Origin of the sequence: Sphingobium wenxiniae, assembly GCF_007830065.1 — a bacterium.
Classification (GTDB): Bacteria; Pseudomonadota; Alphaproteobacteria; order Sphingomonadales; family Sphingomonadaceae; genus Sphingobium; species Sphingobium wenxiniae.
In genome coordinates this window covers 170423-192999 of record NZ_VLKK01000007.1, presented here as the reverse complement: position 1 = coordinate 192999, position 22577 = coordinate 170423, and the positions used below count along the sequence as shown (strand labels likewise).

Below are 22577 nucleotides of genomic sequence, written 5' to 3'. Positions count from 1 at the left end.
CTCCATCCCGCCGCCCGAGGCAAGAGGCTTTGGACCCGCACGGTTGACAGGGGATTGCGGGCCGGTTCATCACCCGAAATTATGAATGACACCATCAAGCTGCATGAAAGTTGGCGGGAGCCGCTGCTCGGCGAATTCCAGAGCGCCTATATGCAGGCGCTGAAGCGCTTTCTGGAGGGAGAGAAATCCAACGGGAAGCGCATATTCCCCAAGGGCGGCGAATATTTCCGCGCGCTCGACCTGACGCCGCTGGACAAGGTGAAGGTCGTGATATTGGGTCAGGACCCCTATCATGGCGAGGGGCAGGCGCATGGGCTGTGCTTCAGCGTGAAGCCGGGCGTGCGGACGCCGCCTTCGCTGATCAATATCTACAAGGAGTTGAACAGCGATCTGGGCATCGCGCCGCCGCGCCACGGATTCCTGGAGCATTGGGCACGGCAGGGGGTGCTGCTGCTCAACAGCGTGCTGACCGTCGAAATGGGCCGCGCCGCTTCGCATCAGGGCAAGGGGTGGGAACAGTTCACCGACGCCATCATCCGGCTGGTCAACCAGAAGGAGGAGCCGGTCGTCTTCCTGCTGTGGGGCGCCTCTGCCCAGCGTAAGGCCGCGTTCGTCGATCCGTCGAAACATCTGGTGTTGAAGGCCGCGCATCCCTCGCCGCTCTCGGCGCATAACGGCTTTCTGGGCTGCCGGCATTTTTCGCGCGCTAACGCTTTTCTGGAGGAGAAGGGGCGCGGCGCGATCGACTGGGCCTTGCCGGAAGGAACGGCGGCAGCTTCGGGTGAGCGATGAGATGAGCAACGTCATCAACCTGCGGCAGGCGCGCAAGACGAAGGCGCGGGGCGAGAAGGAGCGGCTGGCGCAGGCCAACCGCGCGAAATTCGGGCGCAGCAAGGCGGAGCGGTTGGAAGCGGAAGCGCAGGAGGCCCGCCGGGTTCGCGCGCTGGACGGGGCGCGGCGGGATAAGGACATGCCGGACACGCCCTGAATCCACGCGCCGGGCATGGATGCGGTTGCGTTGAGGGCCTGTGCCTGATACCGGCCCGCCGGTAATTCGCACCCGTTCAAGGCCAGTTCCAAGGAAGGTCGTTTCGTCCATGTCCGCTTCCCATCCCGACAAGATCAATCGCATCGTCCTCGCCTTTTCCGGCGGGCTCGACACCAGCGTGATCCTGAAATGGCTGCAACAGACTTATAATTGCGAGGTCGTGACCTTCACGGCCGACTTGGGGCAGGGCGAGGAACTGGAACCCGCGCGCGCCAAGGCCCGGCTGATGGGCGTCAGGGAAGAGCATATCTTCATCGACGACCTGCGCGAGGAATTCGTGAAGGATTATGTGTTCCCGATGATGCGCGCCAATGCGCTCTATGAAGGGTTGTATCTGTTGGGCACGTCCATCGCCCGTCCGTTGATCGCCAAGCGGCAGATCGAGATCGCGAAGCAGGTCGGTGCGGACGCCGTGTCCCACGGCGCGACCGGCAAGGGCAATGATCAGGTCCGCTTCGAGCTTGGCTATTATGCGCTGCAGCCCGATATCAAGGTGATCGCGCCCTGGCGCGAATGGGACCTGACCAGCCGCACGAAGCTCATCGAGTTCGCCGAAAAGCATCAGATCCCAATCCCGCGCGACAAGCGGGGGGAAAGCCCGTTTTCGACCGACGCGAACATGCTCCATACCTCGTCCGAGGGGAAGGTTCTGGAAGATCCGTGGGACGAAACGCCCGATTATGTCTATTCGCGCACGGTGAACCCGGAGGACGCGCCCGACGCGCCGGAATATATCACCATTGATTTTGAGCGCGGCGACGGCGTGGCGATCAACGGCGTGGGCATGTCGCCCGCGACGCTGCTGGAGACGCTCAACGACTATGGCCGCAAGCATGGCATCGGCCGGCTCGATCTGGTCGAGAACCGCTTCGTCGGCATGAAGTCGCGCGGCATGTATGAAACGCCGGGCGGGACTATCTATCACCTTGCCCATCGCGGCATCGAACAGGTGACGCTGGACCGCGGCGCGGCGCATCTGAAGGACGAACTCGCGCCCAAATATGCCGAGCTGATCTATAACGGCTTCTGGTTCTCGCCGGAGCGGGAGATGCTGCAGGCCGCCATCGACCACAGCCAGGAGAAGGTGACGGGCACCGTCCGCCTCAAGCTCTACAAGGGCGGGGTCTATGTCGTGGGCCGCAAGTCGCCTTATTCGCTCTACAGTGAGAAGGTCGTGACGTTCGAGGACGATGCGGGCGCCTATGACCAGCGCGACGCGGCGGGCTTCATCAAGCTCAATGCGCTGCGGCTGCGTCTGCTGGGCCGCCGGGATCGCTGAGATTTCGGCGTCTCGCCGTTACACATTGCGACATTTTATTCCGTGACATGACATAGTTGCGGGACAAGTCTTGCCGATAAGCGTTTCCAGGGACGGCCTTCGCCGTTCGTGGCAGACATTTGGAAGGAAGACTGACATGATCCGCAAGTTCATGATGACGGTGGCCGCTGGCGCTTTGTTGACAGGGGGCCTTGCCGCTTCGCACATCGCTGCGGCGCAGGACGGCCCCGGTCGCGGCGGTCCGCGCGGCGGCATGATGATGATGGCCGATGCCAATAAGGACGGCAATCTCACCAAGGCGGAACTGACCGCCTCTCTCGAAGCGCGCTTTGCGAAGATGGACGCCAACAAGGATGGCAAGCTGAGCAAGGAGGACTGGGAACTGCGCCGCCAGCAGCGGCAGGAAGCCCGCTTCGCGCAGCTTGACACCGACAAGAACGGCCAGATCAGCAAGGCCGAATTCACCGCCAAGCCTGATCGCAGCGCCGAGGCGGGCAAGCCCGGCGGGCCGGATGGACGTCATTGGGGCGGCCGCCATCATCGCGGCTTCGGCAAGGGCATGAAAGCTGGACCGGACGGCGCGCAGGCTGGTCCCGTCACGCGTGAGCAGTTCGTGGCGCGCGGCGTGGCGATGTTCGACCGGGCCGACGCGAACAAGGACGGCACTGTCACCGCCGAGGAGATGAAGGCCGCGCATCAGGCCATGCGGAAGGCGTGGCAGGACCGTAAGGGATCGGATTCTGCGCCTGCCGCAGACACGCCCGCCGACTGACACGCACAATATGGGAAGGGCGGGGCAGTTTGCCTTCACCCTTTCCCTCTCTTCCCAGCCGTGACAGAAGCCTGAAACATGAGCGAACGACCCCATTTGCTGCTCGTCGATGACGAGCGTTCGATCCGCGAGCCGCTGGCGCAATATCTGACGCGCAACGGTTTTCGTGTCACCGCCGTCGAAAGCGCGGCGGAAGCGCGGGTGCGGCTCAATGCCAACGCGATCGACCTGGTGGTGCTCGACATCATGATGCCGGGTGAGGACGGCCTCTCGTTGTGCCGCCATATCCGTGAGACGAGCGAGATTCCCGTGATCCTGCTGACCGCCAGGTCGGAGGAGACGGACCGCATCGTAGGGCTGGAAATGGGCGCGGACGACTATGTGCTGAAGCCCTTCTCCCCGCGCGAACTGGTGGCGCGGATCAAGGTGATCTTCCGCCGCGTCGCCACCGGCGGCCAGCGGGTGACGGCTCCCGACGGCGCGACCTATGCTTTTGCCGGATGGCTGCTCAAGACGCAGGAGCGCACGCTGGTGGATGCCGAGGGCGTGGCGCTGCCGCTGTCGACGGCGGAATATAATCTGATGATGGCGTTCGCGACCCGGCCCAATCAGGTGCTGAGCCGCGACCAGTTGCTCGACATCACGCAGGGGCGCGAAGCCAACGCCTTCGACCGCGCCATCGACAACCAGATCAGCCGCCTGCGCAAGAAGATCGAGCCGGACCCCCGGAACCCGACGCTCATCAAGACGGTGTGGGGCGGCGGCTATACCCTGTCGGCGGAGGTGCGCAAGCTGTGAGGTGGCGGCTGTGGCCCCGCAGTCTGGTGGGGCAGATCATCCTGCTGGTCGCCATCGCGCTGTTCGTGGCGCAGGCGATCAATTTCGCGCTGCTGTTGCAGGAACGGAACCGGCTGGATCTGACCAGCCAGACCGCGCCGGGCGTCTATCGCATCGCCGATGCGCTCGACAATCGGGGCGAAAGGCGCGGCGATGACAGGCCGCGCGCGCGTTTTGCCGACAATCCCCCGCCCCTGAACGGACAGCGCCGCGCCGATGTGGAGAATCGCGCGGCGGCCATGTTCGAGGATATCGGGCTGAATGTCCGTTCCATTCATGTGGTGCAGGACAATGAACGGCTTCCGATGCGCCGGTGGGAACGATTCCGGAGGCATGAGGGTGGGGGCGGTTCCGTCATGCACACGGTCGGACGGCTGGTGATGGCGGTCGAATATGAACCGGGCAAATGGGTCAGCACCCAGATTCGGACGGGGAGCCGGCCGCAGCGTTTCGGCGGCTGGCTGATTGCGCAGACCGGCATCCTTTATGTCATCGTGCTGCTGCCCCTGCTGTGGGTGGGCCGCCGCCTTGCCCGTCCTCTGGGGCAACTGACCCGTTCGGCGGAGCAGTTTGCCCGCACCGGCGCCGCCGATCCGGTGGATGAACGGGGGCCGGGCGATGTGCGCCAGTTGACGACGGCCTTCAACGCCATGCGCTCGCGTATCTTCCTCATGCTGGACGAGAAAGACCGGATGCTGGGCGCGATCGGGCATGACCTTCGCACCCCGCTCGCCTCCCTGCGCGTGCGCGCAGAATCGGTGGAGGATGAAGGCGAGCGCGCCCGCATGTCCGAAACGATCGACGAGATGAACCGGATGCTGGACGACATATTGTCGCTTGCCCGCGCGGGGCGCAGCAGCGAGCCGATGCAGAAGGTCGACCTGTCCGCGCTGGCGGACGCGGTGGTGGAGGATTTCCTGGAGTTGGGATCGCCCGTCGGCATGGCGGACAGCGAGCGGGCCGTGGGCAATGTGCGCCCGCAGCAGATCCGCCGCGCGCTCCGCAACCTGATCGAGAACGCCACCGTCTATGGCGAGCGGGCGCATGTGTCGGTGGCGCGCGAAGACGGGGCGATCCGTCTGATCGTGGCGGATGACGGTCCCGGCATCGCCGAAGATCGCATGGAGGAGATGATGGAGCCTTTCACCCGGCTGGAAGGATCGCGCAACCGCGATACCGGCGGGGCGGGGCTGGGCCTCGCGCTGGTGCGGGCGATCATGACCGAGCATGGCGGCTCGCTGCGCCTCGCCAACCGCGCGGAAGGCGGGCTGGAGGCGAGCCTGATCCTGCCGGGCTAGGTTTCATGTGATCATGGCGTAATCTGGCGGCGGTTTTCGGCCATTTTCCTCCATTCAATGTCCGTCATCCCAGCTTTCGCTGGAATGGAAGAAGAGGGCCTACGCAACATCTGCGTTCCACCCAAACCAGTCTGATCCAACGCTGTCCTACAGCGCCGCCATGCTGTGGCGCTGTCCGGAGCGTCTCTGCCCGCGTCGCCCTTCAAAGCCACGCTTCATCAATGCTTGCCGGGTTTGCTGGATGTGCTTGCGGCCGTCGGATTGATGAGATTCGCGCCTGCGGGCAGGCCCGTGCCGCCCATGTTGAGCCGTAGCGCCTGTTCGCGCGCTACGCGCAGGGGATTGTCCCGCTCCTCGATGGCGGCTTTGGTTTCCGCGTCATTCGCTTCGTCGGCGTCGGACGTTTCCGCGCCGCCCGTCCAGCCCAGGACGATCGACATGCGCCGGTTGCGCGGGTCGTAGGCATCGCCCTTCACGAAAGGCTCGCGGTCGGCCACGCCCTCGATCCGGGCGAAGCGGCCATTGCCGATCCCTTCGTCGGACAAAGCCTTGCGGGTCGCTTCGGCGCGGGCGGAGGACAGCATCCAGTTGTTCATCGTCCGCCCCGCCGCATAGGGCAGGCCATCGGTATGGCCGCGCACGATCAGCGGGTTGGGCATCGTCTCCAGCACCTTGGCGACTTCGCCCACCAGCGCGCGCGCCTGCGACAGCAGCCGATCAGTGCCCATCGAGAACATCGCGAAATCCGCCTCGTCGATCAGGTCGATGCGAAGCCCCTCGCGCGTTTCGGTGAAGCGGACATTCTTGCGGAGATTCTGCATACCTCGGCGCGTCATGCGCGCTTCCAGCTCCTTCTTGAGGGATTCGAACTTGGCGCGGTCGGCCGCCTTCATGGCCTTGCCGCCCTGATCCTTCGTCCCGGTCGCGTCGCGGGGGATGGTGATGGACATGTTGCCCTGACCGCCGGTGGTCGGGTAATTTTCCTTGCCCATCAGGCTGTCGCCGCCCAGCAGGCCGGTCGCGCCCGCCGATCCCATCTTCAATTCGACCAGCGTCGGCGTGAAATAGTCGGCCAGCGCCTTGCGCTGCTTTTCCGTGGTCGCGCCCAGCAGCCACATCAGCAGGAAGAAAGCCATCATCGCCGTCACGAAGTCGGCATAGGCGACCTTCCATGCGCCGCCATGATGGCCGCCATGCCCTTCGACGACGATCTTCTTGACGATGATCGGCCGTGGTTCAGGCTCGTTCGCGCCGCGTTTCTTTTCCGCCATGGCTTATTTGCCCCGCATGCCGTCGAACACTTCGGCGAAGGCCGGCTGGTTCGCATGGGTGAGGCTGGACCGCGCGGCTTCGATGACGAGCGGCTGGGGATGGCCGTGAAGCGAAGCGATAATGATCTGCTTGACGACATGATACATGGCCCCGTCCGCCTCGATCACGCTGCGGCAGCGGTTGGCGAATGGATTGACCATGCCATAGGCGAGCAACACGCCCAGAAAGGTGCCGACCAGCGCCGAACCGATCATCGCGCCCAGGATGGCGGGCGGCTGGTCGATCGCGCCCATGGTCTTCACGACGCCCAGAACCGCCGCCACGATGCCGAGCGCGGGGAGGGCGTCGGCCAGCCCTTGCAAGTTGTCGGCGGGCTTCAGCGCTTCATGATGATGGGTTTTGAGCGCATTATCCATGACCTCCTCGACCGCATGGGGATCGAGCGTGCCCGAAGACACGACGACCAGCCGCAGCGTATCGCTGATGAGATGGATCAGCGTCTTGTCGCCCATCAGGCGCGGATATTCGGTGAAGATGGTGGAGCTGGCGGGGTCCTCGATATGCGGTTCCAGTGCGACCGGCCCCTCGACGCGCAGCGTTTTCATCAGGCGGCTGACCAGGAAGATGCAGTCGAGGAAATCCTGCTTCTTGTATTTCGGCCCCTTGAACACCTTGCCGACGCCGCCGCCCAGCGCCTTAAGGTCCGCGCCCGAATTGCCGATGATGAGCGCGCCGACCGCCGCGCCGCCGATGATCAGCATTTCATGGGGAAGGGCATGCAGAACCGGGCCGATATCGCCGCCGGTGAAGATGAACCCACCGAACACCATGACGAGCAGGACGACGAGGCCGATGATTGCGAACATGAATATCCCCGAAAAATTCTGCCCGAAGGCGCCAACCTCGCCAGCATTCCGTGGGCGCCGGCTTATTGGTTAATACGGACTGGTTAGCGTTCGGTTTAGGACGTGCGCCCTTTTTTCCGATCAGCCGATCAGGTCGAACAAGGTCTGCTTGTTGATGCGCGCGAAGGCCGATTGGGCCGCATTGAGTTGCAGCAGCTTAGCCTGAACCGAGGAGAAGACCTCCGCGAGATCGGTCGATTCCAGCGTCGAGCGCCGTTCGGTCAGGTCCAGATCGACATTGGTGAGGCGCGTGCCCACCACATCGAGCCGGTCGGACCGGACGCCCTGCTTCGCCAGTTCGACGATAATATGGCTCTGGCCCGCCTGGATGCTGTCGAGCGCCGTGCCGATATCGCTGTCGCTGCCGCTGGTGACGGCGGTGATGCTCTGGTTCAATATGTCTTCAATGGACATGGCTGTGCCGTCGACGTCGATGCCTTCGGATACTTGTTGGCGCGTGCCCACGACCGCGAGGTTGAGGCCCCGGCTGACCGGGACGAGCGTGCTTTGTCCGTCGTCGAATATGGGCACGCCCTGATAATCCTTCTGGTTCAGCAGTTCGCCAATGGTGGTGCGGATGGTCTTCAATTCCTCGACGATGGCGCCGCGGCTGGTGTCGTTGAGCGAACCGTTGCGCGCCGAGGTCACGAGATCCTGCGCCCGGACCAGCAGATTGTTGATCTCCTCCAGATTGGATTCGGCATTGGAGGCGCGGGTCGTGCCATAGCCGACATTGGCCTGCCATGCGGCCTGCTGCGCCTGTGCGCGGCCGATGTCGGACACCTGCACCCAGGCAAGGGCGTTGTCGGACGGCTTGGTCAGCGTCACGCCGGAGGAAATGGCGGCCTGACCCGCGATGATGCTCTGCGAAAGCTGCTGCTGGCGGCGGATTTCGGCGGTCAGGGTCTTGTTGGTGATGCCAACCATGGTCAGGGCTTTCCGGTTCAGATGAGCTTCAGGATGGAATCGACGGTTTCCTTGGCGACCTGCAATATCTTCGCGCAGCCCGAAAAGGCTTGCTGAAGGCGCAGCAGATCGGCGGCTTCCATATCGAGGTCCACGCCGCTCACCGCCTCACGCGCGGCGACGGCCTGATCGGCGCGGCCCTGCGCGGTGGTCTGTTCGGCCTTGGTGGCGGTCAGCAGATTGGCGTGGGTCGCGATCAGCGCGGTCCAGTTCTGCTCCACGCTGCCATTGCCGCGCAGGGTGGTTTGCACGGTCAGGAGATTGCCGTTCAGCGTTCCGTCCGCGGACTTCGTGGCCAGCGCCGCCGGATCGGTGATGAGCGCCGTCATATTGGCGGCGCTGGTGCCACTGAGCAGCGGAGCGCCAGCCGTGCTGGGAGTCGTCGTGGTCAGTCCCTGCGCGTGCCAGGCGTTCATGTCGCTCACGAACTGCTGGGCGAGAGTGTCGAGACTTGCGCGCCGGTCGGTGACGGTCTGCGCGGCGGAGAACAGGCCGCCCAGCGTTCCGTTGGCGGGCGCGGTGAGCGCGGTGCCGCCGCTGGTCGCGAAGGCGAGCGTGCCATTGGGGTTGGCGCTGACCGCCACCTTCGTCGCGGCGTCGCCCTGCACGAGCGTTTGCCCGTTGAAGCTGATCTGCACCGAATCATGCGCGCCGAAGCTGATGTCGACGTTCAGGTTTTCCGAAAGCTGCTGCAACGCCGCGTCCCGGCTGTCGAGCAACTGGGCATAAGCGGAGGTGCCCGGCTGCGCCCGCAGCAGGCTGCCGTTGATATTGGCGAGCTGGTCGAGGGCGATGTTGATGTTCGCGACCGACGCCTGCGCTTCGGTCGCGATGCCGGTGGAGGCGCTGCCAAGTTCCGCGGCGGTCTGGCGGAAGGCTTCGGCCACACGGCTGATGCTGTCCAGCGTCGTCACCCGCAGCGACGTGTCGCCGGGGCTGGCGGCCAGCTTGTCCATGTTCTGGAACATGCCGGTCATCAGCTTGCCGATGCCGGTGTCGGTATCGTTGAGCGCGGTTTCGGTATCGGTCAGCCAGCGCATCCGCGCGGTCGAACTGCCCAGCGCCATGCCGGTCAGGCGCACCGCCGTGTCCAGATAGGGATCGGTGGCGCGATTGACGCCGGCGATCTGCGTGCCGCCGAAATTGGCCCTTGAAATGTACAAGGCCATGGTGGCGGTCGAAGCGCCGGATTCAATCGTCGTCACCGAGCGGCGCGAATAGCCGTCGGTGTTGGCGTTGGCGATATTTTCCGACACGGCCCCCATCGCGGCGCGATAGGCCCGCGTGCCGGACGCGCCGATGACGAAGAGGTCGCTCATGGGCTCTTATCCTGTGTGGGAGTGGCGGGCGGCTGCGCCTTGCCGCCGAACTGGCTCAGCAGCAGCTCGGCAATGCCAAGGCTGCCCTTTTGCGCCATGCTGTCGGCGGTGCGGGCGTCGGCCATGTCGCGGAACTGATCCGACGCGCTGGTGTCGAGCAGGCCATCCCCCATGCTGGAGGAGCGCATCGCGCCGATCATCTGGCGCAGGAAAATGGCCTCGAACTGCTGCGCCGCCTTTTGCAGCGCGGTTTTGTCCGCAGTCCCGCCATTGGAGGCGGAGGTTCCTGTAACGGTCGAAATCTGCATCACAACACCACCAGATCAGCTTTCATCGCGCCCGCCTGTTTCAAGGCTTCGAGGATCGCGACCATGTCGGCGGGAGAAGCCCCGATGGCGTTGACCGCCTTCACTATATCGGCCAGAGACGCGCCACCTTTAAAATTGACCATCGGTTTTTTCTGTTCGTCGATCTGGATCGAACTGGATTGCTCCACCGCAGTCTGCCCGCGCGAGAAGGGGGCGGGTTGGACGACACGGGGGGCTTCGTTGACGGAGACGGTCAGTTTTCCGTGCGCCACGGCGGCGGGATGGATCTTGACCGCGCCGTTGATGACCACGGTGCCGGTGCGGGCGTTGACGATGACGCGGGCGGGCGCGTCGGCGGGCGAGACTTCGATATTCTCGATCATGCCCATCATCATGATGCGGTCTTCCGCGCCGGGCGCGGCGCTGATGGCGACCGAGACGGCGTCCATGGCGCGGGCGCGCTGGTCGCCGAAGGTGCGGTTGATGCCGTCCGCCACGCGCAGCGCGGTGGTGAGGTCGGCTTCCGCCAGATTGAAGGTGAGCGTCGGCGCGGTGTCGAAGCCGGTCGCGACCGCGCGCTCGACGGTCGCGCCGCTGGGGATGCGCCCGGCGGAAGGGACGTTGACCGACACCTGGCTGCCGTCCGCGCCGGAGACGCCGAGGCCGCCGACGGCGAGGTTGCCCTGCGCCATGGCGTAGATCTCGTTATCCGCGCCGCGCAGGGGCGTCATGATGAGCGTGCCGCCGCGCAGCGACTTGGCCTTGCCGAGCGCGGAGACGGTGACGTCGAGGCGCTGGCCGGGCTTGGCGAAGGCGGGGAGGTCGGCGGTGACGAGCACCGCCGCCGCGTTCTTGAGCGCCGGGTTGACGCCCTGCGGCAGCGTGAGGCCGAAGCGCGAGACGACGCCCTTCATGCCCTGCGTCGCATAGTCGAGGCTGTCGTCGCCCGTGCCCGCGAGGCCCACCACGATGCCGTAGCCGGTGAGCTGGTTCGGGCGCACGCCCTGGAAGGTGCCGAGGTCCTTGATCCGTTCCGCATGGGCGGGGACGGCGAGCAAAGTCATGAATGAGATGGCGAAGAGAACGATTGTTCGCAGCGGCTGTAGGAGATTGGACATGTTGGAAATCTCCATCAGAAGGGGCTGATCATCGAGAAGAAGCGTTGCAGCCAGCCCTGACGGCTGGCGCGGGCGATTTCGCCCTTGCCGGTATAGATGATCTTCGCGTCGGCCACGCGGGTGGAGGCGATGCGGTTGTCCGGGCTGATGTCCGCCTGACGGACCAGGCCGCTGATCTGGATGAATTCGTCGCCGCGATTGAGGGTCAGGGCCTTTTCGCCCTTCACCAGCATCGTGCCGTTGGGATAGACCGCCGCGATGGTCACGGTGATCTCGCCATTGAGGGCGTTGGACTGGGTCGCGTTGCCCTTGCCGGTGAAGCCGCTCTGGCCGCCCATGGCGACGTCGCTGGCGGAGAAGAGCTTGGAGAGCACGCCGGTGGTGGGCGGGGTCAGGCCGATATTGCCGTTGCGGCTGGTGTCGGCGCTGTTGCTCTTGGTCGCCTGCGTGCGTTCGACCAGGACGATGGTGATGATGTCGCCCACGCTGGTCGCGCGCGCCCCGCTGGTGAGCGGCGTGTAGCCCATCGACGCCTGAAAGATCGAGCCGTTGGCGGCGGGCGCGGCGGGCTGCGCCACGACCGTGGGGGCGTAATATTGCCGTTCCTCCTCGCGCTGCTTCTTGCCCGCGATGGCGGGGGAAGCGATCAGCGACAGGGCGGCGATGGAGGCGGAAAGGGCGCGCATCAACCGGCTCACAACTGCTGGTTTACATATTGGAGCATCTCGTCGGTCGCCTTGATCATCTTGGAATTGACCTCATAGGCGCGCTGGGTTTCGATCATGTCGACCAGCTCCTCGACCACATTGACGTTCGAGGTTTCGAGATTGCCGGAGCGGATCGCGCCGCGCCCATCCAGGCCCGCGACGCCGACCTGCGGCGTGCCGCTGGCCGCCGTTTCGAGCAGCATGTTGCCGCCGATCGGCTGGAGGCCGGACGCGTTCATGAAACTGGCAAGTTCGATCTGGCCGAGCTGGGTCGCTTCCGTCTGGCCCTGCAAGGTGGCGGAGACGGTGCCGTCATTGCCGATGGTGAGGCCGGTCGTGCCTTCGGGCACGGTGATCTGCGGGATCAGCGGCAGGCCGTCGCTGGTGACGACGACGCCTTCGGCCGTGGTCGTGAAATTGCCCGCGCGGGTATAGGCGATGGAGCCGTCGGGCCGCTGCACCTGAAAGAAGCCCGCGCCCTCGATCGCCATGTCGAGCGCGTTGCCGGTTTCCTGCAACGTGCCCTGCGTGTTGATCTTGCTGGTCCCCTGCATCGAGACGCCGGAGCCGAGGTTGAGGCCGGTCGCGAACTTGTTTTCCGTGTCGGAGTTCGCGCCCGCCGCCACCATCTGCTGATAGGCGAGGGTTTCGAAATCGGCGCGGTCGCGCTTGAAGCCGGTCGTGTTGACGTTCGCCAGGTTGTTGGCGATCACGCGCATCTTCGTGTTCTGCGCGTCAAGGCCGGTGCGGGCGACATGAAGGGCTGCGTTGGTCATCGTCTCTTGTCTCCGTGGAGCCGTATCGGCTCAGTCCTGCCTGTTGAAAAGCAAGGTTCGTGCCAAATTAACCATCAAGGCGCATGAGCGATGCGCCGCCGTCATCGAGCTGTTTCGCGGTGTCGATCATCTTGACCTGCGTTTCCCACGCCCGGCTCGCCTCGATCATCTGGACGAGGGCCGCGGTCGCATTGACGTTGGAGCCTTCGACCGATCCGGCGGTGACGGTGGCGAGCGGGTCCTGCGGCAACGCGCCGCCATTGGTTTCGCGGAACAGGCCGTCCGTGCCCTTGGCGATGGAGGAGCCGGTGGCGTTGACGAGTTTCAGGCCATCGACGCGCTGCGGGTTGGCGGCGTCGCCCCCCTGCGGCACGCCCCAGATGCTGCCGTCCTGCGCGATGGATAGGCTGTCCATCTGCGGCAGGGTGATGGGACCGCCTTCACCCAGCACGGGCAGGCCGTCGCCGGTGGTCAGCAGGCCGCTGTCGGTGAGTTTAAGGTCGCCCCGGCGCGTATAGGCTTCGCTGCCGTCCGCGGCCTGAACGGCGAGCAAGGCGTCGCCGTTCATCGCCACGTCCAGCGGATTGCCGGTCGCGGTGACTGCCCCCTGCGCCATGTCGGCGGCGATCACCTGTTCGGATGCCTGCGCCCGCGTGTCGAAGGTATCGCCCTTGATCCAGCGCGTCTCGGCATTGGCGATCTCCGCGCGGAAGCCGACGGTGTTGACGTTCGCGAGATTGTTCGAGATTGCCGCCTGCCGCGCCATCGCGCCGCGCATCGCGGTGAGAGCCGTGTTGACGAGCCGGTCCATGGGTTTGTCCTGTTTCCTGTCTTGTCCGACCCGTTCGCTCTGTTTGAACGAGCCGCTTGTCTCGTCCAAAATGTCGAAGGCTCTGCTGAGGCGAAGCCGAAGCACTTCGCTTCGCTCAGCGGAAGGCTTCGACTTCGCTCAGCCCGAACGGGAAAGAGCTTTAATTTCCGGCTGGTTTATGACCGCATGTTGACGATGGTGGTCGACAGCGTGTTCGCCGCCTCGATCGCCTTGGCGTTCGCCTGGAAGTTGCGCTGGGCGGAGATCAGGCTGACCAGTTCCTCCGTGATGTCTACGTTGGAGCGTTCCAGCGTGCCGGACTGGATCGATCCGAAAAGGCCGCTATTGGCGGTGCCGAACATCGGGTCGCCGCTGGCCGCGGTCGAATACCAGTGCGCGTCGCCGCGCTGGCGCAGGCCGTCCTGGCTGTTGAAGGCGGCCATGGCGGCCGTGCCCAGATGGACGGTGGTGCCGTCGGCATAGACGCCCGTGATGTCGCCATTTTCCGCCACGCCGACGCTGGAAAGCTGGTTGCCGGTGCCGCCGTCGGGCCAGTTGGTCGGAACCTTGAGATCGACGAGGTCGCCGGTGCCCAGCGTGCCGGTCGCGGTGGGCGCGCCGGTCACGGGATCGACCGGGATCACCTGAAGCCGCGCGCCGGTGGTGTCGACGACATAACGGTCGTTCGTCACCGAAAAAGCGCCGTTGCGGGTGTAGCTGACCTGATCGTCGGCGGTGCGCTTGACGGTGAAGAAGCCTTCGCCGGTGATGGCGAGGTCCAGCGTCTTGTCGGTGCCCTGCGTCGTGCCCTGCGTGAACTGCTGGGTGATGCTCTGCACGCGGACGCCCTGGCCGGACACCTGCGTCGTGGTCTGCATCGGCGCGGCGGCGAAGATGTCGCCGAAATTGGCCTGGCTGCGCTTGAACGCGGTGGAGTTCACGTTGGCGACGTTGTTGGAGATGGTCGCAAGGTCGGTCTGGGCCGCCTTGAGGCCGGAAAGCGAGATGTAGAAGGACATGGCGTTGCTCCCTGGGTGAAAAGGATGAGGTTAAGCGAGACTGATGGCGTCGGCGGGGCTGTAGGTGCCCAGCGCGGTGATGAGTTTGGACGCGCTGCCGTCGGCGGGCGACTGGACGGCGGCGATGGCGGCCCAGCTTGCGACCCGATTGGGGTTCGCGCCGTTGACCTTGATCTGGAGCGGGCCGTCGGCGACGGTTTCGCCCGCCTCATCCTTGCCGTCCCAATAGAAATTGACGTCGCCCTTGGACTGGGCGCCCAGGTCGATGGTTTTGACCGTGTTGCCGTTGCCGTCGACCAGATCGACCGAGACGTTTTCGGCATCGCTGCCAAGCGTGAGCTGGCCGATATACTGGCCCGCCGCGTCGGGGGCGGCGATATTGCTTTCGACCAGCATCGACTTGCCGATCCAGCTTGCCGCGTCGCCCAGGCGCGAGCCGGTAAGCTGCGAGGCGAGGCTTTTCATCGTCGCGTTCATTTCCGCGATGCCGCTGGAGTTGGTGATGGTCGCCATCTGGGCAACCATCTGGGCATTGTCCATCGGCTCGAACGGGTCCTGCGTCTGCATCTGGGCGGTGAGCAGGCGCAGGAAATCCGCCTGCCCCATTTCCGACTTGCCGGTCGCCTTGACGGTGGAAGGGCTATAGGCGGGAATGCCCGCGCTGTCGGTGACGTTCGAGGTCGTGCTCATTTGCCGATCCTTATGGTTTCCATCATCAGCGATTTGGCGGTGTTCAGCACCTGCACGTTGTTCTGGTACATGCGGGCGGTCTCGATCATGTCGACCAGCTCCGCATTGCTATCCACGGCCGCTTCCCAGACATCGCCATTGGCGTCGGCCAGCGGGTGATTGGGATCGTGGCGCTTGGTGGGCTGGGCGTTGGTGGTGACGACCTGCTCCACCTTCACGGTCGACACGCCGGGGCTGTCGGTGACGGAGCGGAAGACCGGCTTGATCGCGCGATAGGCGTCCGCCGCGCTGCCCGACACATTGCCCGCATTGGCCATGTTGGACGCGGTGGTGTTGAGGCGGACGAGCTGCGCGCTCATGGCGCGGCCGGCGATGTCGAAGACGTTCATGGGACCGGAGCCGCTCATGCTCATTCTCCCTTCAAGGCGCGGGTGATGGTGTTGATGCGGCCCTCCAGGAAGGAGAGGGTCGTGCGATATTTGACGGCGTTTTCCGCGAACAGCGTCTGTTCGGTGCTGAGTTCCACCGTGTTGCCGTCGAGGCTGGGTTGCAGGGGCACGCGGTAGCCCATGCTATCGTCGGCCGCTTTCGATACGTCGGCGGCGGATTTGCCCGCCTGCGTGGTCGCTTCCTTGAGCGCGGCGTCGAAATTGATGTCGCGCGCCTTGTAGCCCGGCGTCGAGGCGTTGGCGATGTTGGACGCGAGCAGGGACAGGCGCTGCGAGCGAAGCGCCAGCGCCTTTCCATGTATCCCGAACAAACCGTCTTCCAGCGACATTTTCGTCTTGCGTCCCTTTTTGCCCCGATGGGCCTAAAACTTCGGTTCGCCGCGCCGTTCTGAAGCCTGATGGCGTGCAGTGCGGGCGATCCAGCCTGATATTCGCAAGAGCCGTGCCAATTTGCGTGGGTGACGCATCGGCAAAGGCGAAAGTGGCGGAAATCCGGGGGATTGCCTCAAGCAGGCGGCAAGGGCGGCAAATTTTTGCCGGGCGGCGGCAAGGCTTTGCCGGGCCTGGATGGAGCGGCGAGTCATGGTGGGAATATTGGGGCATCTGTTCGATCCGCTGACCTTGACGGCGATGGTCGCGGGCATCGGGCTGGTGGCGCTGTTGCAGAATGGCGGGGCGCATTTCGCGCGCGCCTTCGCGGCGCTGAGGCCGCTCGTCACGGCCCGCCCCGCGCGGGATCGCGATGCGGCGCGCGCGGCGATGCTCAGGATCGACCAGGTGGCGCAGTTGCGCGGGCTTTCCTGCACGGACCGGGTCAAGACCGCCGATCCCTTCCTGGGGGAGGCCGCGCGCCGCCTCGCCAATTGCGAGAAGGTGGAGCAGTTCGAACTGTGGGCCGCGCAGGCGCTGGCGGATCGCGGGCAAAGGCACGCGGCGGTCCGCAATGTGTGGCTGTCGATCGCCGACGCCGCGCCCGCGCTGGGCATGGCGGGGACGATCATCGGCCTTGTCGGCATGTTCGCGGCGATGGACGATCCCGCCAGGCTGGGGCCGTCCATGGCGCTCGCGCTGCTGACGACGCTCTATGGCGTGGTGATCGCGAATATCGTCGCCGCGCCGATTGCCGCGCGGCTCGCCGACCTGTCCGAGCGGGAACTGGCCTGGCAGCAGGAAGCCGTGGCGCGGATGCTGGCCATTGCGCGGCGCGAAAATGCACCGGTGCGGCGCGCTTCGATCCGTGAGGTCGCATGAGCGCGCCTCCTGCTCCAGCCATGGTCCGGCGGAACCGATGGGCCGTCAGCTTTGCCGATCTGCTGCTGTTGCTGCTGGCCTTCTTCGTGCTGTTGCAGGCGAGCGGGCAGCGGCGCGACGTCATGCTGGCGGGCCTCAGCCAGCAATTTGGCGGGCGGGCGATGCGGCAGGGGATCGAACTGCGCGCGGCGGAGCTGTTCGTGCCGGGCGAGGCGCTGCTGACTGGCGCGGGCAAGGCGCGGTTGACGGCCATTGCCCGCGAATTTTCGCGCGACAGCGGCGGGATCGAGGTCCGCAGCCATGGCACGGACCCGGCGCGGCAGCGGTTCGACGACTGGGATCTGGCGGCGGCGCGGCTGGGCGCGGTGGCGCGGGCCTTGCGGGCCGAAGGGATTGCGGGCAGCCGTCTGGCGATCCGCGGGCTGGATCAGGCCGAAGGGAAGGCGGGGCAGGGGCAGGTCATCCGCATCGCGGCGAAGTCCGACTGAAGCGTTCCGCCGGAATTGGCACGGAAATTGCGGAAACACACGGCAAGACATCCGCATTCGGAGACTGATCGTGTTGAAACTGCCCACAATCTGCCTTGTCGCCTTCGTCATGATGAGCGCCGGACCGGCGCTGGCGCAGCAGAAATTCGAGAATCTGGATCGGATTGACAGTCTGGTGGCGATGACCGTGGGCGCCAATCTGGGCGAGCCGGGCGGACCTGCCGCGCCGGTCGACCGGCGGCTCAAACTCGCGGCCTGTCCCACCACGCCCAATGTCGAGGGGCCGGTTTTCGGCGCCGCGATGGTGAAGTGCGATGCGCTGGGCTGGCGCATCCGGGTGCCTTTGGTCCCCGGCGGCGCGGCTGGGGCGTCCGGGCCGGTGGCGCGCTATGGCATGGCGAGCAGGCCGGCGCCGAAGGAAAACGCGGTCAAGCGCGGCGACCCCGTGCAATTGATGGCTGGCAACGCGGTGTTCAGCGTGTCGCGCATGATGATCGCGGACGAGGATGGCGCCATCGGCGAGACGATCCGCGTGCGCGAGGACAGGAAATCGTCGCCCATTTTGGCGCAGGTCGTGGAAATGGGAATTGTGCGCGTTCCGGGATTTAATGATTTTTGAACTTGTCCGTTATAGACGGTAGGGACGAGTGAAGGATTGAACCCATGATCAAGTCAGTTGGCCAGAGCCTGAGCGCCGCAGTCGAAGCTTCCCGCATCCGGGATGGCGGCAAGGTGCGCGCATCCTCCGTGGGCACGGCTGGCGCGCCCGCTTCATCGGCGGCTTCGGCAAGCCCGGCGGCCCGCATGGCGGCGCAAGGCGCGCCGGTCGACATGGATCGCGTCGCGGCGATCAAGGCGGCCATCGCATCGGGCAATTATCCGGTCGATCCGGCGGCGATTGCCGACCGGATGCTGGCGCTCGACCTGCCGGTCGCGGGATAGTTCATGCCGCTCGGCCTTGCCGCCCTCGATCATCTGCGGACCGCCTGCGAGGATTTGCGGGCGATGCTGGACGGATATGATGCCGCCGCGATCGACGCGGCGAGCGCGAAGGTCGGGCAGGCGGCGGCGTCGGTGCGCGCCATCGGGGCATGGCGTTCCGAACCGGACGTGACGGAACGGTTGAAGGCCATCGCGACTCTGCTGGAAATGGCGCGGGTGCGGACGCGGGTGCTGTCCGATCGCGCGAATCAGAAGCTGAATGTCCTGGCGGTCCGTGGCGCGGAAAACGCGCCGCTGGTCTACGGGCGTTAGATTTTTCTTCCTCGCAATGATGGGAAAGGGCGCCTTTGGGCGCTTTTTTTGTGGCTGATGGGTTTCGGGCGTGAGCGGACATAGCCCAACGGAGGCGGGATTGGCGGAGCGTTCGCCTTCCCCCCAAACCATGCGCCAGCACGCTCCATCATCCGCCTCTCCGAATAACGCACCGAATTTTCTTGCGAGCGCGTTAACCAAATATTGGCATAAGGCTTGCTCTAATGATCCCCGCTAGCAAAGGGGATTGTTCACAGTGTCGGCATTCGCGGACATCACGGTAACGGGGGCTTCGGCCGGCAATCGCGTCACCAACGCGATCGCCATGGCCAGCCGTCGCACGGGCGTCGATTTCGGCTACCTGCTGGGGCAGGCGAAGATCGAAAGCAGCCTCAATCCCAATGCGCGCGCGTCGACGTCGTCCGCGCGGGGCCTTTATCAATTCATCGACCAGAGCTGGCTTGCCGTCATCGACAAGCATGGCAGCGAATATGGGCTTGGCTGGGCCGCCGATGCGGTCAGCCGGGGCAGCAATGGCCGCTATTATGTGTCGGACCCGAATTTGCGGCAGCAGATACTGGATCTGCGGAGCCACCCGGAGACGGCCTCGGTCATGGCGGCGGAACATGCCGCCGACAACAAAGCCTATCTGGAACAGCGGCTGGGCCGTGAAGCGCAGCCGGTCGACCTCTATCTCGCGCACTTCCTGGGCGTGGGCGGGGCGGCCAAGTTCCTGTCCACGCATGATCGCGCGCCGCAGGCGACGGCGGCTTCGCTGTTCCCGGCGGCGGCGCGGGCCAATCGGTCGATCTTCTACGACAGGCAGGGCAATGCCCGCAGCTTCGCCGAGATTCGCGACCGTTTCGCGGGCAAGCTGCAAAAAGGCATGGATTCGATCGGCGGCGATGTCCGCTATGCCGATGCCTCCGCGTCCCTGCCCGCCAATGCCAAGACCATTCAGCCCGCCGATTATGTGCGGATCGAAACCCAGCGCCTTGCCAGCGCGGCGGACGTCACCGTGACGCCCCAGCCGCAGACGGCGCGCCTCGCCTATCTCATGCTCGCCACCCTCGGAAGGTAACGGCTTCTCATGACTCCTGCCCAAGTCAAAGCGAAGATCTGGACGAATGCCGCCAAGGGGGCCGTGTTGCCCCTTGCGACGCTCATGGTCGTGCTGTTCATGATGGTGCCCGTGCCGGCGGTGATGCTGGATATCGGGTTCATCACCAACATCATGATTTCGCTCGCGGTGCTGATGGTGGCGCTCAATGCCGCCAAGCCGCTGGATTTTTCGAGCTTCCCGACGGTGCTGCTGTTCGCGACGCTGCTGCGGCTGGCGCTGAACGTCGCGTCGACGCGCGTGGTGCTGGTGCAGGGCCATGAAGGATCGGACGCGGCGGGGCATGTGATCGAAGCTTTCGGCCATTTCCTGATCGGCGGCGATTATGTCGTCGGCATCTTCGTCTTCGCGATCCTGATGATCATCAACCTCGTCGTCATCACCAAGGGCGCGGGGCGCGTGTCGGAAGTGTCGGCGCGCTTCACCCTCGACGCCCTGCCGGGCAAGCAGATGGCCATCGACGCGGACCTCAATGCGGGCCTGCTGACGCCGGAGGAAGCCAAGGTGCGCCGCCGCGAAGTCGCGACGGAAGCGGATTTCTATGGCTCCATGGACGGCGCGAGCAAGTTCGTGAAGGGCGACGCGGTCGCGGGCATACTGATCCTGGCCATCAACATCGTGGGCGGCATCATATTGGGCGTGGTGAGCCATGGCCTGTCGATGGGCGAGGCCGCGCAGACCTATATCGTGCTGGCCATCGGCGATGCGCTGGTGGCGCAGGTGCCCGCGCTGCTGCTGTCCATCGCGGCGGCGGCCATCGTCACCCGCGTCGGCAGCGAGCAGGACCTGGGCGGCCAGATCACCAGCCAGTTCGGTTCGGGCCGCGCCTGGGTGCCGGTCGCGGCGATCCTGGCTTTCCTGGGCGTGCTGCCGGGGATGCCGCACTTCATCATCCTGACCGCCGCCGCCGTGGCGGGGGGGATCGCATGGCAGCTCCGCAAGGCAGGCCAGCGCAAGGCGGCGGAACCCGCCCCCGCGCCGCCGCCCGCCAATCCGGCGCTGATCGAATGGGATGACGTGTCGGACGGCGCGATATTGGGGCTGGAGATCGGCTATGGCCTGATTTCGCTGGTCGATGAGCGCAAGGGCGCGCCTTTGATGGCGCGGATCACGGGCATCCGGCGGCAATTGTCCAAGGAGCTGGGCTTTGTCGTGCCGATGGTGCGGGTGAAGGACAATCTGTCGCTGGAACCCAATCAATATCGCATCACCATCGCGGGCGTGGTCGTGGGCGAGGACGAGATCTGGCCGGAGGATCTGCTGGCGCTGGACAGCGGCGCGCTGGAAGGCACGGTTTCGGGGCGCGAGACGAAAGACCCCACTTTCGGGCTGGAAGCCGTGTGGATTTCGCCCGCCAGGCGCAGCGAAGCGGTGATTGCAGGCTATACCGTGGTCGATCCGCCGACGGTGGTGGCGACCCATCTCAACCAGCTTATCGCCATGAATGCGAGCGAGATGTTCGGGCTGGACGAAGCGCGCAAGCTGCTCGACAACCTCAAGGACGCCGCGCCGCAACTGGTCGATGGGCTGACGCCGGGGCTGCTCAGCCTCACGCAGATTTCCGCGCTGTGCCGGGCGCTGCTGTCCGAAGGGATCGCGCTCAAGGACTTCCGCCGCATCTGCGAGGCGATGGTCGACGCCGCGCGGCCCGACATGTCGCACGAACAGCTTGTCGAAGCCGTGCGGCAGCGGATCGGCGCGCTCATCATCCAGGGCCTTGTGCCGGTGAAGATGCCGCTGCCCGTCATCACGCTGGACGGCGACCTGGAGGCGCTGCTGGCGCAGGCGATGCGGGTGGCGGGCGACGCCAAGCATCCCATCGAGCCTGCGCTCGCCAACCGCATCATCGAAGCGGTGGTGCAGGCGGCGCGGCCCCTGCTGGGGCAGGCGCGCAACTTCGCCATCGTGACGTCGCCGATCGCGCGGCGGGCGCTGGCGCGGCTGTTCAAGCCGCATCTGCCGGAAACGCCGGTGCTGTCCTTCCTGGAAATTCCCGATGGCAAGGGGGTCGAGGTCGTCGCCGTGGTCGGCGGCGAGCAGCGGCCCATCCCGCGCCATGATCCCGCACCCGCGCGCGAGCGGGTCGCTTGAGGAGACTTGATCCATGTATATGAGCAAAGTCGCCGCCGGATCGGACGTCCATACCTACGGACGGCGGGGAACCGTCAATTCGCCCGAGCAACTGGCGCGGCAATATATGCCGCTGGTCCGCAAGATCGCCTGGCATGTCCATGGCCGCGTATCCAGCGCCATCGAGATCGAGGACTTGCTCCAGATCGGCATGGTCGCGCTGGTCGAGGCGGCCAACGGGTTCGAGGATCGCGGGCTGGGTTTCGCCTCCTATGCCCAGATGCGCGTGCGCGGGGCGATGATCGACCATTTGCGGCGGCAGGCGACGCTTTGCCGGTCCGCCATGACGCGGCGCAAGGAGCTGGCGGGCGTGCGGCGCAAGCTGGAGCAGCGGCTGGGCCGGATGCCGACCGAAGCGGAAATGTCCGATGAGATGGGGCTGGACGCGGCGGCCTATCGGGAAGTCGCCGACGGGGCCGAGATGGTCCAGCATATGAGCATGGACGAGGTCTATTCCGATCAGTCCATGTGGTTCGCCGATGTCGAGGACCGCGCCGACGATGTGATGGAGCGGGAGTCGCTGAAGGCGGCCATGACCCAATATATCGGGGAACTGCCGCAGCGCGAGGCGCTGGTGCTGCAACTTTATTTCGTCGAGGAACTCAATCTGGAGGAAATCGGGCAGGTGCTGGACATCGGCGCGGCCCGCGTGTGCCAGATCAAGAAGGCGGCGCTGGACAAGCTGCGCGAGAAGCTGAGGGACTGGGACTGATATCGCGGTCCTGCGATGGCGGGTTCCCAGCGAAAGCTGGGAATGACC

The 22577-nt window shown here is 65.3% G+C and carries 27 protein-coding genes; 14 read left to right on the top strand and 13 right to left on the bottom strand.

What is annotated here, in order from left to right; genetic code table 11:
- Window positions 1-81: 81 nt before the first annotated feature.
- The 6 genes from ung (at window position 82) to IQ35_RS11570 (ending at window position 5234) form a co-directional block, all read left to right on the top strand.
- Window positions 82-792: a uracil-DNA glycosylase gene (gene ung / locus IQ35_RS11595; RefSeq protein WP_021244547.1), complete on the top strand. Its 711-nt coding sequence runs from the start codon at window positions 82-84 to the stop codon at window positions 790-792.
- A gap of 1 nt (window position 793) precedes the next feature.
- Window positions 794-988 (top strand): DUF4169 family protein, encoded by a 195-nt coding sequence (locus tag IQ35_RS11590; RefSeq protein ID WP_021244548.1) that lies wholly within the window; start codon window positions 794-796, stop codon window positions 986-988.
- 109 nt (window positions 989-1097) lie between these two features.
- Window positions 1098-2327, top strand: a complete 1230-nt coding sequence (locus IQ35_RS11585; protein WP_021244549.1) for an argininosuccinate synthase — start codon at window positions 1098-1100, stop codon at window positions 2325-2327.
- A 136-nt stretch (window positions 2328-2463) separates the two neighbouring features.
- The gene (locus tag IQ35_RS11580) at window positions 2464-3099 is read left to right on the top strand and encodes an EF-hand domain-containing protein (RefSeq protein ID WP_145073663.1); all 636 of its coding nucleotides are present in this window, start codon (window positions 2464-2466) and stop codon (window positions 3097-3099) included.
- A 78-nt stretch (window positions 3100-3177) separates the two neighbouring features.
- Window positions 3178-3897 (top strand): response regulator, encoded by a 720-nt coding sequence (locus tag IQ35_RS11575; protein ID WP_145073662.1) that lies wholly within the window; start codon window positions 3178-3180, stop codon window positions 3895-3897.
- Window positions 3894-5234: an ATP-binding protein gene (locus IQ35_RS11570; protein WP_145073661.1), complete on the top strand. Its 1341-nt coding sequence runs from the start codon at window positions 3894-3896 to the stop codon at window positions 5232-5234. Before IQ35_RS11575 ends, IQ35_RS11570 begins: the two co-directional genes overlap by 4 nt.
- Before the next feature lie 218 nt (window positions 5235-5452).
- Here the strand turns inward: IQ35_RS11570 and IQ35_RS11565 are convergent, their stop codons facing one another.
- From IQ35_RS11565 to flgB, 13 genes are all read right to left on the bottom strand, one after another.
- Window positions 5453-6505, bottom strand: a complete 1053-nt coding sequence (locus tag IQ35_RS11565; RefSeq protein ID WP_145073660.1) for a flagellar motor protein MotB — start codon at window positions 6503-6505, stop codon at window positions 5453-5455.
- A 3-nt stretch (window positions 6506-6508) separates the two neighbouring features.
- Window positions 6509-7372 carry a flagellar motor stator protein MotA gene (gene motA, locus IQ35_RS11560; protein WP_021244554.1) on the bottom strand — a complete coding sequence of 288 codons (864 nt, stop codon included), beginning with the start codon at window positions 7370-7372 and terminating at the stop codon, window positions 6509-6511.
- Window positions 7373-7492: 120 nt separating this feature from the next.
- Window positions 7493-8338 (bottom strand): flagellin, encoded by an 846-nt coding sequence (locus tag IQ35_RS11555; RefSeq protein ID WP_021244555.1) that lies wholly within the window; start codon window positions 8336-8338, stop codon window positions 7493-7495.
- Window positions 8339-8355: 17 nt separating this feature from the next.
- Window positions 8356-9696 carry a flagellar hook-associated protein FlgK gene (gene flgK / locus IQ35_RS11550; protein WP_145073659.1) on the bottom strand — a complete coding sequence of 447 codons (1341 nt, stop codon included), beginning with the start codon at window positions 9694-9696 and terminating at the stop codon, window positions 8356-8358.
- A complete protein-coding gene (locus IQ35_RS11545) occupies window positions 9693-10004 on the bottom strand; it encodes a rod-binding protein (RefSeq protein WP_145073658.1) in 312 nt (103 codons plus the stop codon). The genes flgK and IQ35_RS11545 overlap by 4 nt, the downstream gene beginning before the upstream one ends.
- Window positions 10004-11122, bottom strand: a complete 1119-nt coding sequence (locus IQ35_RS11540) for a flagellar basal body P-ring protein FlgI (RefSeq protein ID WP_051187122.1) — start codon at window positions 11120-11122, stop codon at window positions 10004-10006. The genes IQ35_RS11545 and IQ35_RS11540 overlap by 1 nt, the downstream gene beginning before the upstream one ends.
- A gap of 14 nt (window positions 11123-11136) precedes the next feature.
- Entirely contained in the window at window positions 11137-11808 is a 672-nt protein-coding gene (locus tag IQ35_RS11535) for a flagellar basal body L-ring protein FlgH (protein ID WP_021244559.1), read from the bottom strand.
- An 8-nt stretch (window positions 11809-11816) separates the two neighbouring features.
- Window positions 11817-12605 carry a flagellar basal-body rod protein FlgG gene (flgG, locus tag IQ35_RS11530; protein WP_145073657.1) on the bottom strand — a complete coding sequence of 263 codons (789 nt, stop codon included), beginning with the start codon at window positions 12603-12605 and terminating at the stop codon, window positions 11817-11819.
- 67 nt (window positions 12606-12672) lie between these two features.
- The gene (locus IQ35_RS11525; RefSeq protein WP_021244561.1) at window positions 12673-13416 is read right to left on the bottom strand and encodes a flagellar basal body rod protein FlgF; all 744 of its coding nucleotides are present in this window, start codon (window positions 13414-13416) and stop codon (window positions 12673-12675) included.
- A gap of 176 nt (window positions 13417-13592) precedes the next feature.
- Complete coding sequence (locus tag IQ35_RS11520) at window positions 13593-14435, bottom strand: flagellar hook-basal body complex protein (protein WP_021244562.1); 843 nt, start codon at window positions 14433-14435, stop codon at window positions 13593-13595.
- A gap of 30 nt (window positions 14436-14465) precedes the next feature.
- Complete coding sequence (locus tag IQ35_RS11515) at window positions 14466-15125, bottom strand: flagellar hook assembly protein FlgD (protein WP_021244563.1); 660 nt, start codon at window positions 15123-15125, stop codon at window positions 14466-14468.
- Window positions 15122-15532 (bottom strand): flagellar basal body rod protein FlgC, encoded by a 411-nt coding sequence (gene flgC / locus IQ35_RS11510; RefSeq protein ID WP_021244564.1) that lies wholly within the window; start codon window positions 15530-15532, stop codon window positions 15122-15124. Before flgC ends, IQ35_RS11515 begins: the two co-directional genes overlap by 4 nt.
- A 2-nt stretch (window positions 15533-15534) precedes the next feature.
- Entirely contained in the window at window positions 15535-15903 is a 369-nt protein-coding gene (flgB, locus tag IQ35_RS11505; RefSeq protein WP_145073656.1) for a flagellar basal body rod protein FlgB, read from the bottom strand.
- A gap of 253 nt (window positions 15904-16156) precedes the next feature.
- On the opposite strand from flgB, the gene IQ35_RS11500 reads away from it, so the two are divergent.
- The 8 genes from IQ35_RS11500 to IQ35_RS11465 all read left to right on the top strand — a co-directional run bounded on the left by IQ35_RS11500 (window position 16157) and on the right by IQ35_RS11465 (window position 22529).
- Complete coding sequence (locus IQ35_RS11500) at window positions 16157-16825, top strand: MotA/TolQ/ExbB proton channel family protein (RefSeq protein ID WP_021244566.1); 669 nt, start codon at window positions 16157-16159, stop codon at window positions 16823-16825.
- Entirely contained in the window at window positions 16822-17313 is a 492-nt protein-coding gene (locus IQ35_RS11495) for a flagellar motor protein MotB (protein ID WP_031290891.1), read from the top strand. The genes IQ35_RS11500 and IQ35_RS11495 overlap by 4 nt, the downstream gene beginning before the upstream one ends.
- 112 nt (window positions 17314-17425) lie before the next feature.
- Window positions 17426-17932, top strand: coding sequence for a flagella basal body P-ring formation protein FlgA (locus IQ35_RS11490; RefSeq protein WP_145073703.1), 507 nt, complete (start codon window positions 17426-17428; stop codon window positions 17930-17932).
- Between the two features lie 44 nt (window positions 17933-17976).
- The gene (flgM, locus tag IQ35_RS11485; protein ID WP_021244569.1) at window positions 17977-18255 is read left to right on the top strand and encodes a flagellar biosynthesis anti-sigma factor FlgM; all 279 of its coding nucleotides are present in this window, start codon (window positions 17977-17979) and stop codon (window positions 18253-18255) included.
- Window positions 18256-18258: 3 nt separating this feature from the next.
- Entirely contained in the window at window positions 18259-18567 is a 309-nt protein-coding gene (locus tag IQ35_RS11480) for a hypothetical protein (RefSeq protein WP_145073653.1), read from the top strand.
- 256 nt (window positions 18568-18823) lie between these two features.
- Entirely contained in the window at window positions 18824-19648 is an 825-nt protein-coding gene (locus IQ35_RS11475; RefSeq protein ID WP_031290895.1) for a lysozyme family protein, read from the top strand.
- Window positions 19649-19657: 9 nt separating this feature from the next.
- Window positions 19658-21778: a flagellar biosynthesis protein FlhA gene (gene flhA, locus IQ35_RS11470; protein WP_021244572.1), complete on the top strand. Its 2121-nt coding sequence runs from the start codon at window positions 19658-19660 to the stop codon at window positions 21776-21778.
- A gap of 13 nt (window positions 21779-21791) precedes the next feature.
- Window positions 21792-22529 carry a FliA/WhiG family RNA polymerase sigma factor gene (locus IQ35_RS11465; protein ID WP_145073651.1) on the top strand — a complete coding sequence of 246 codons (738 nt, stop codon included), beginning with the start codon at window positions 21792-21794 and terminating at the stop codon, window positions 22527-22529.
- The last annotated feature ends 48 nt before the right edge of the window (window positions 22530-22577 follow it).

What these genes read in the sequence shown, in the direction of transcription:
- ung (WP_021244547.1), top strand. Translation starts at nt 82, where the DNA reads ATGAATGACACCATCAAGCTGCATGAAAGTTGGCGGGAGCCGCTGCTC.
- IQ35_RS11590 (WP_021244548.1), top strand. Translation starts at nt 794, where the DNA reads ATGAGCAACGTCATCAACCTGCGGCAGGCGCGCAAGACGAAGGCGCGG.
- IQ35_RS11585 (WP_021244549.1), top strand. Translation starts at nt 1,098, where the DNA reads ATGTCCGCTTCCCATCCCGACAAGATCAATCGCATCGTCCTCGCCTTT.
- IQ35_RS11580 (WP_145073663.1), top strand. Translation starts at nt 2,464, where the DNA reads ATGATCCGCAAGTTCATGATGACGGTGGCCGCTGGCGCTTTGTTGACA.
- IQ35_RS11575 (WP_145073662.1), top strand. Translation starts at nt 3,178, where the DNA reads ATGAGCGAACGACCCCATTTGCTGCTCGTCGATGACGAGCGTTCGATC.
- IQ35_RS11565 (WP_145073660.1), bottom strand. Translation starts at nt 6,505, where the DNA reads ATGGCGGAAAAGAAACGCGGCGCGAACGAGCCTGAACCACGGCCGATC.
- motA (WP_021244554.1), bottom strand. Translation starts at nt 7,372, where the DNA reads ATGTTCGCAATCATCGGCCTCGTCGTCCTGCTCGTCATGGTGTTCGGT.
- IQ35_RS11555 (WP_021244555.1), bottom strand. Translation starts at nt 8,338, where the DNA reads ATGGTTGGCATCACCAACAAGACCCTGACCGCCGAAATCCGCCGCCAG.
- flgK (WP_145073659.1), bottom strand. Translation starts at nt 9,696, where the DNA reads ATGAGCGACCTCTTCGTCATCGGCGCGTCCGGCACGCGGGCCTATCGC.
- IQ35_RS11545 (WP_145073658.1), bottom strand. Translation starts at nt 10,004, where the DNA reads ATGCAGATTTCGACCGTTACAGGAACCTCCGCCTCCAATGGCGGGACT.
- IQ35_RS11540 (WP_051187122.1), bottom strand. Translation starts at nt 11,122, where the DNA reads ATGTCCAATCTCCTACAGCCGCTGCGAACAATCGTTCTCTTCGCCATC.
- IQ35_RS11535 (WP_021244559.1), bottom strand. Translation starts at nt 11,808, where the DNA reads ATGCGCGCCCTTTCCGCCTCCATCGCCGCCCTGTCGCTGATCGCTTCC.
- flgG (WP_145073657.1), bottom strand. Translation starts at nt 12,605, where the DNA reads ATGACCAACGCAGCCCTTCATGTCGCCCGCACCGGCCTTGACGCGCAG.
- IQ35_RS11525 (WP_021244561.1), bottom strand. Translation starts at nt 13,416, where the DNA reads ATGGACCGGCTCGTCAACACGGCTCTCACCGCGATGCGCGGCGCGATG.
- IQ35_RS11520 (WP_021244562.1), bottom strand. Translation starts at nt 14,435, where the DNA reads ATGTCCTTCTACATCTCGCTTTCCGGCCTCAAGGCGGCCCAGACCGAC.
- IQ35_RS11515 (WP_021244563.1), bottom strand. Translation starts at nt 15,125, where the DNA reads ATGAGCACGACCTCGAACGTCACCGACAGCGCGGGCATTCCCGCCTAT.
- flgC (WP_021244564.1), bottom strand. Translation starts at nt 15,532, where the DNA reads ATGAGCGGCTCCGGTCCCATGAACGTCTTCGACATCGCCGGCCGCGCC.
- flgB (WP_145073656.1), bottom strand. Translation starts at nt 15,903, where the DNA reads ATGTCGCTGGAAGACGGTTTGTTCGGGATACATGGAAAGGCGCTGGCG.
- IQ35_RS11500 (WP_021244566.1), top strand. Translation starts at nt 16,157, where the DNA reads ATGGTGGGAATATTGGGGCATCTGTTCGATCCGCTGACCTTGACGGCG.
- IQ35_RS11495 (WP_031290891.1), top strand. Translation starts at nt 16,822, where the DNA reads ATGAGCGCGCCTCCTGCTCCAGCCATGGTCCGGCGGAACCGATGGGCC.
- IQ35_RS11490 (WP_145073703.1), top strand. Translation starts at nt 17,426, where the DNA reads ATGAGCGCCGGACCGGCGCTGGCGCAGCAGAAATTCGAGAATCTGGAT.
- flgM (WP_021244569.1), top strand. Translation starts at nt 17,977, where the DNA reads ATGATCAAGTCAGTTGGCCAGAGCCTGAGCGCCGCAGTCGAAGCTTCC.
- IQ35_RS11480 (WP_145073653.1), top strand. Translation starts at nt 18,259, where the DNA reads ATGCCGCTCGGCCTTGCCGCCCTCGATCATCTGCGGACCGCCTGCGAG.
- flhA (WP_021244572.1), top strand. Translation starts at nt 19,658, where the DNA reads ATGACTCCTGCCCAAGTCAAAGCGAAGATCTGGACGAATGCCGCCAAG.
- IQ35_RS11465 (WP_145073651.1), top strand. Translation starts at nt 21,792, where the DNA reads ATGTATATGAGCAAAGTCGCCGCCGGATCGGACGTCCATACCTACGGA.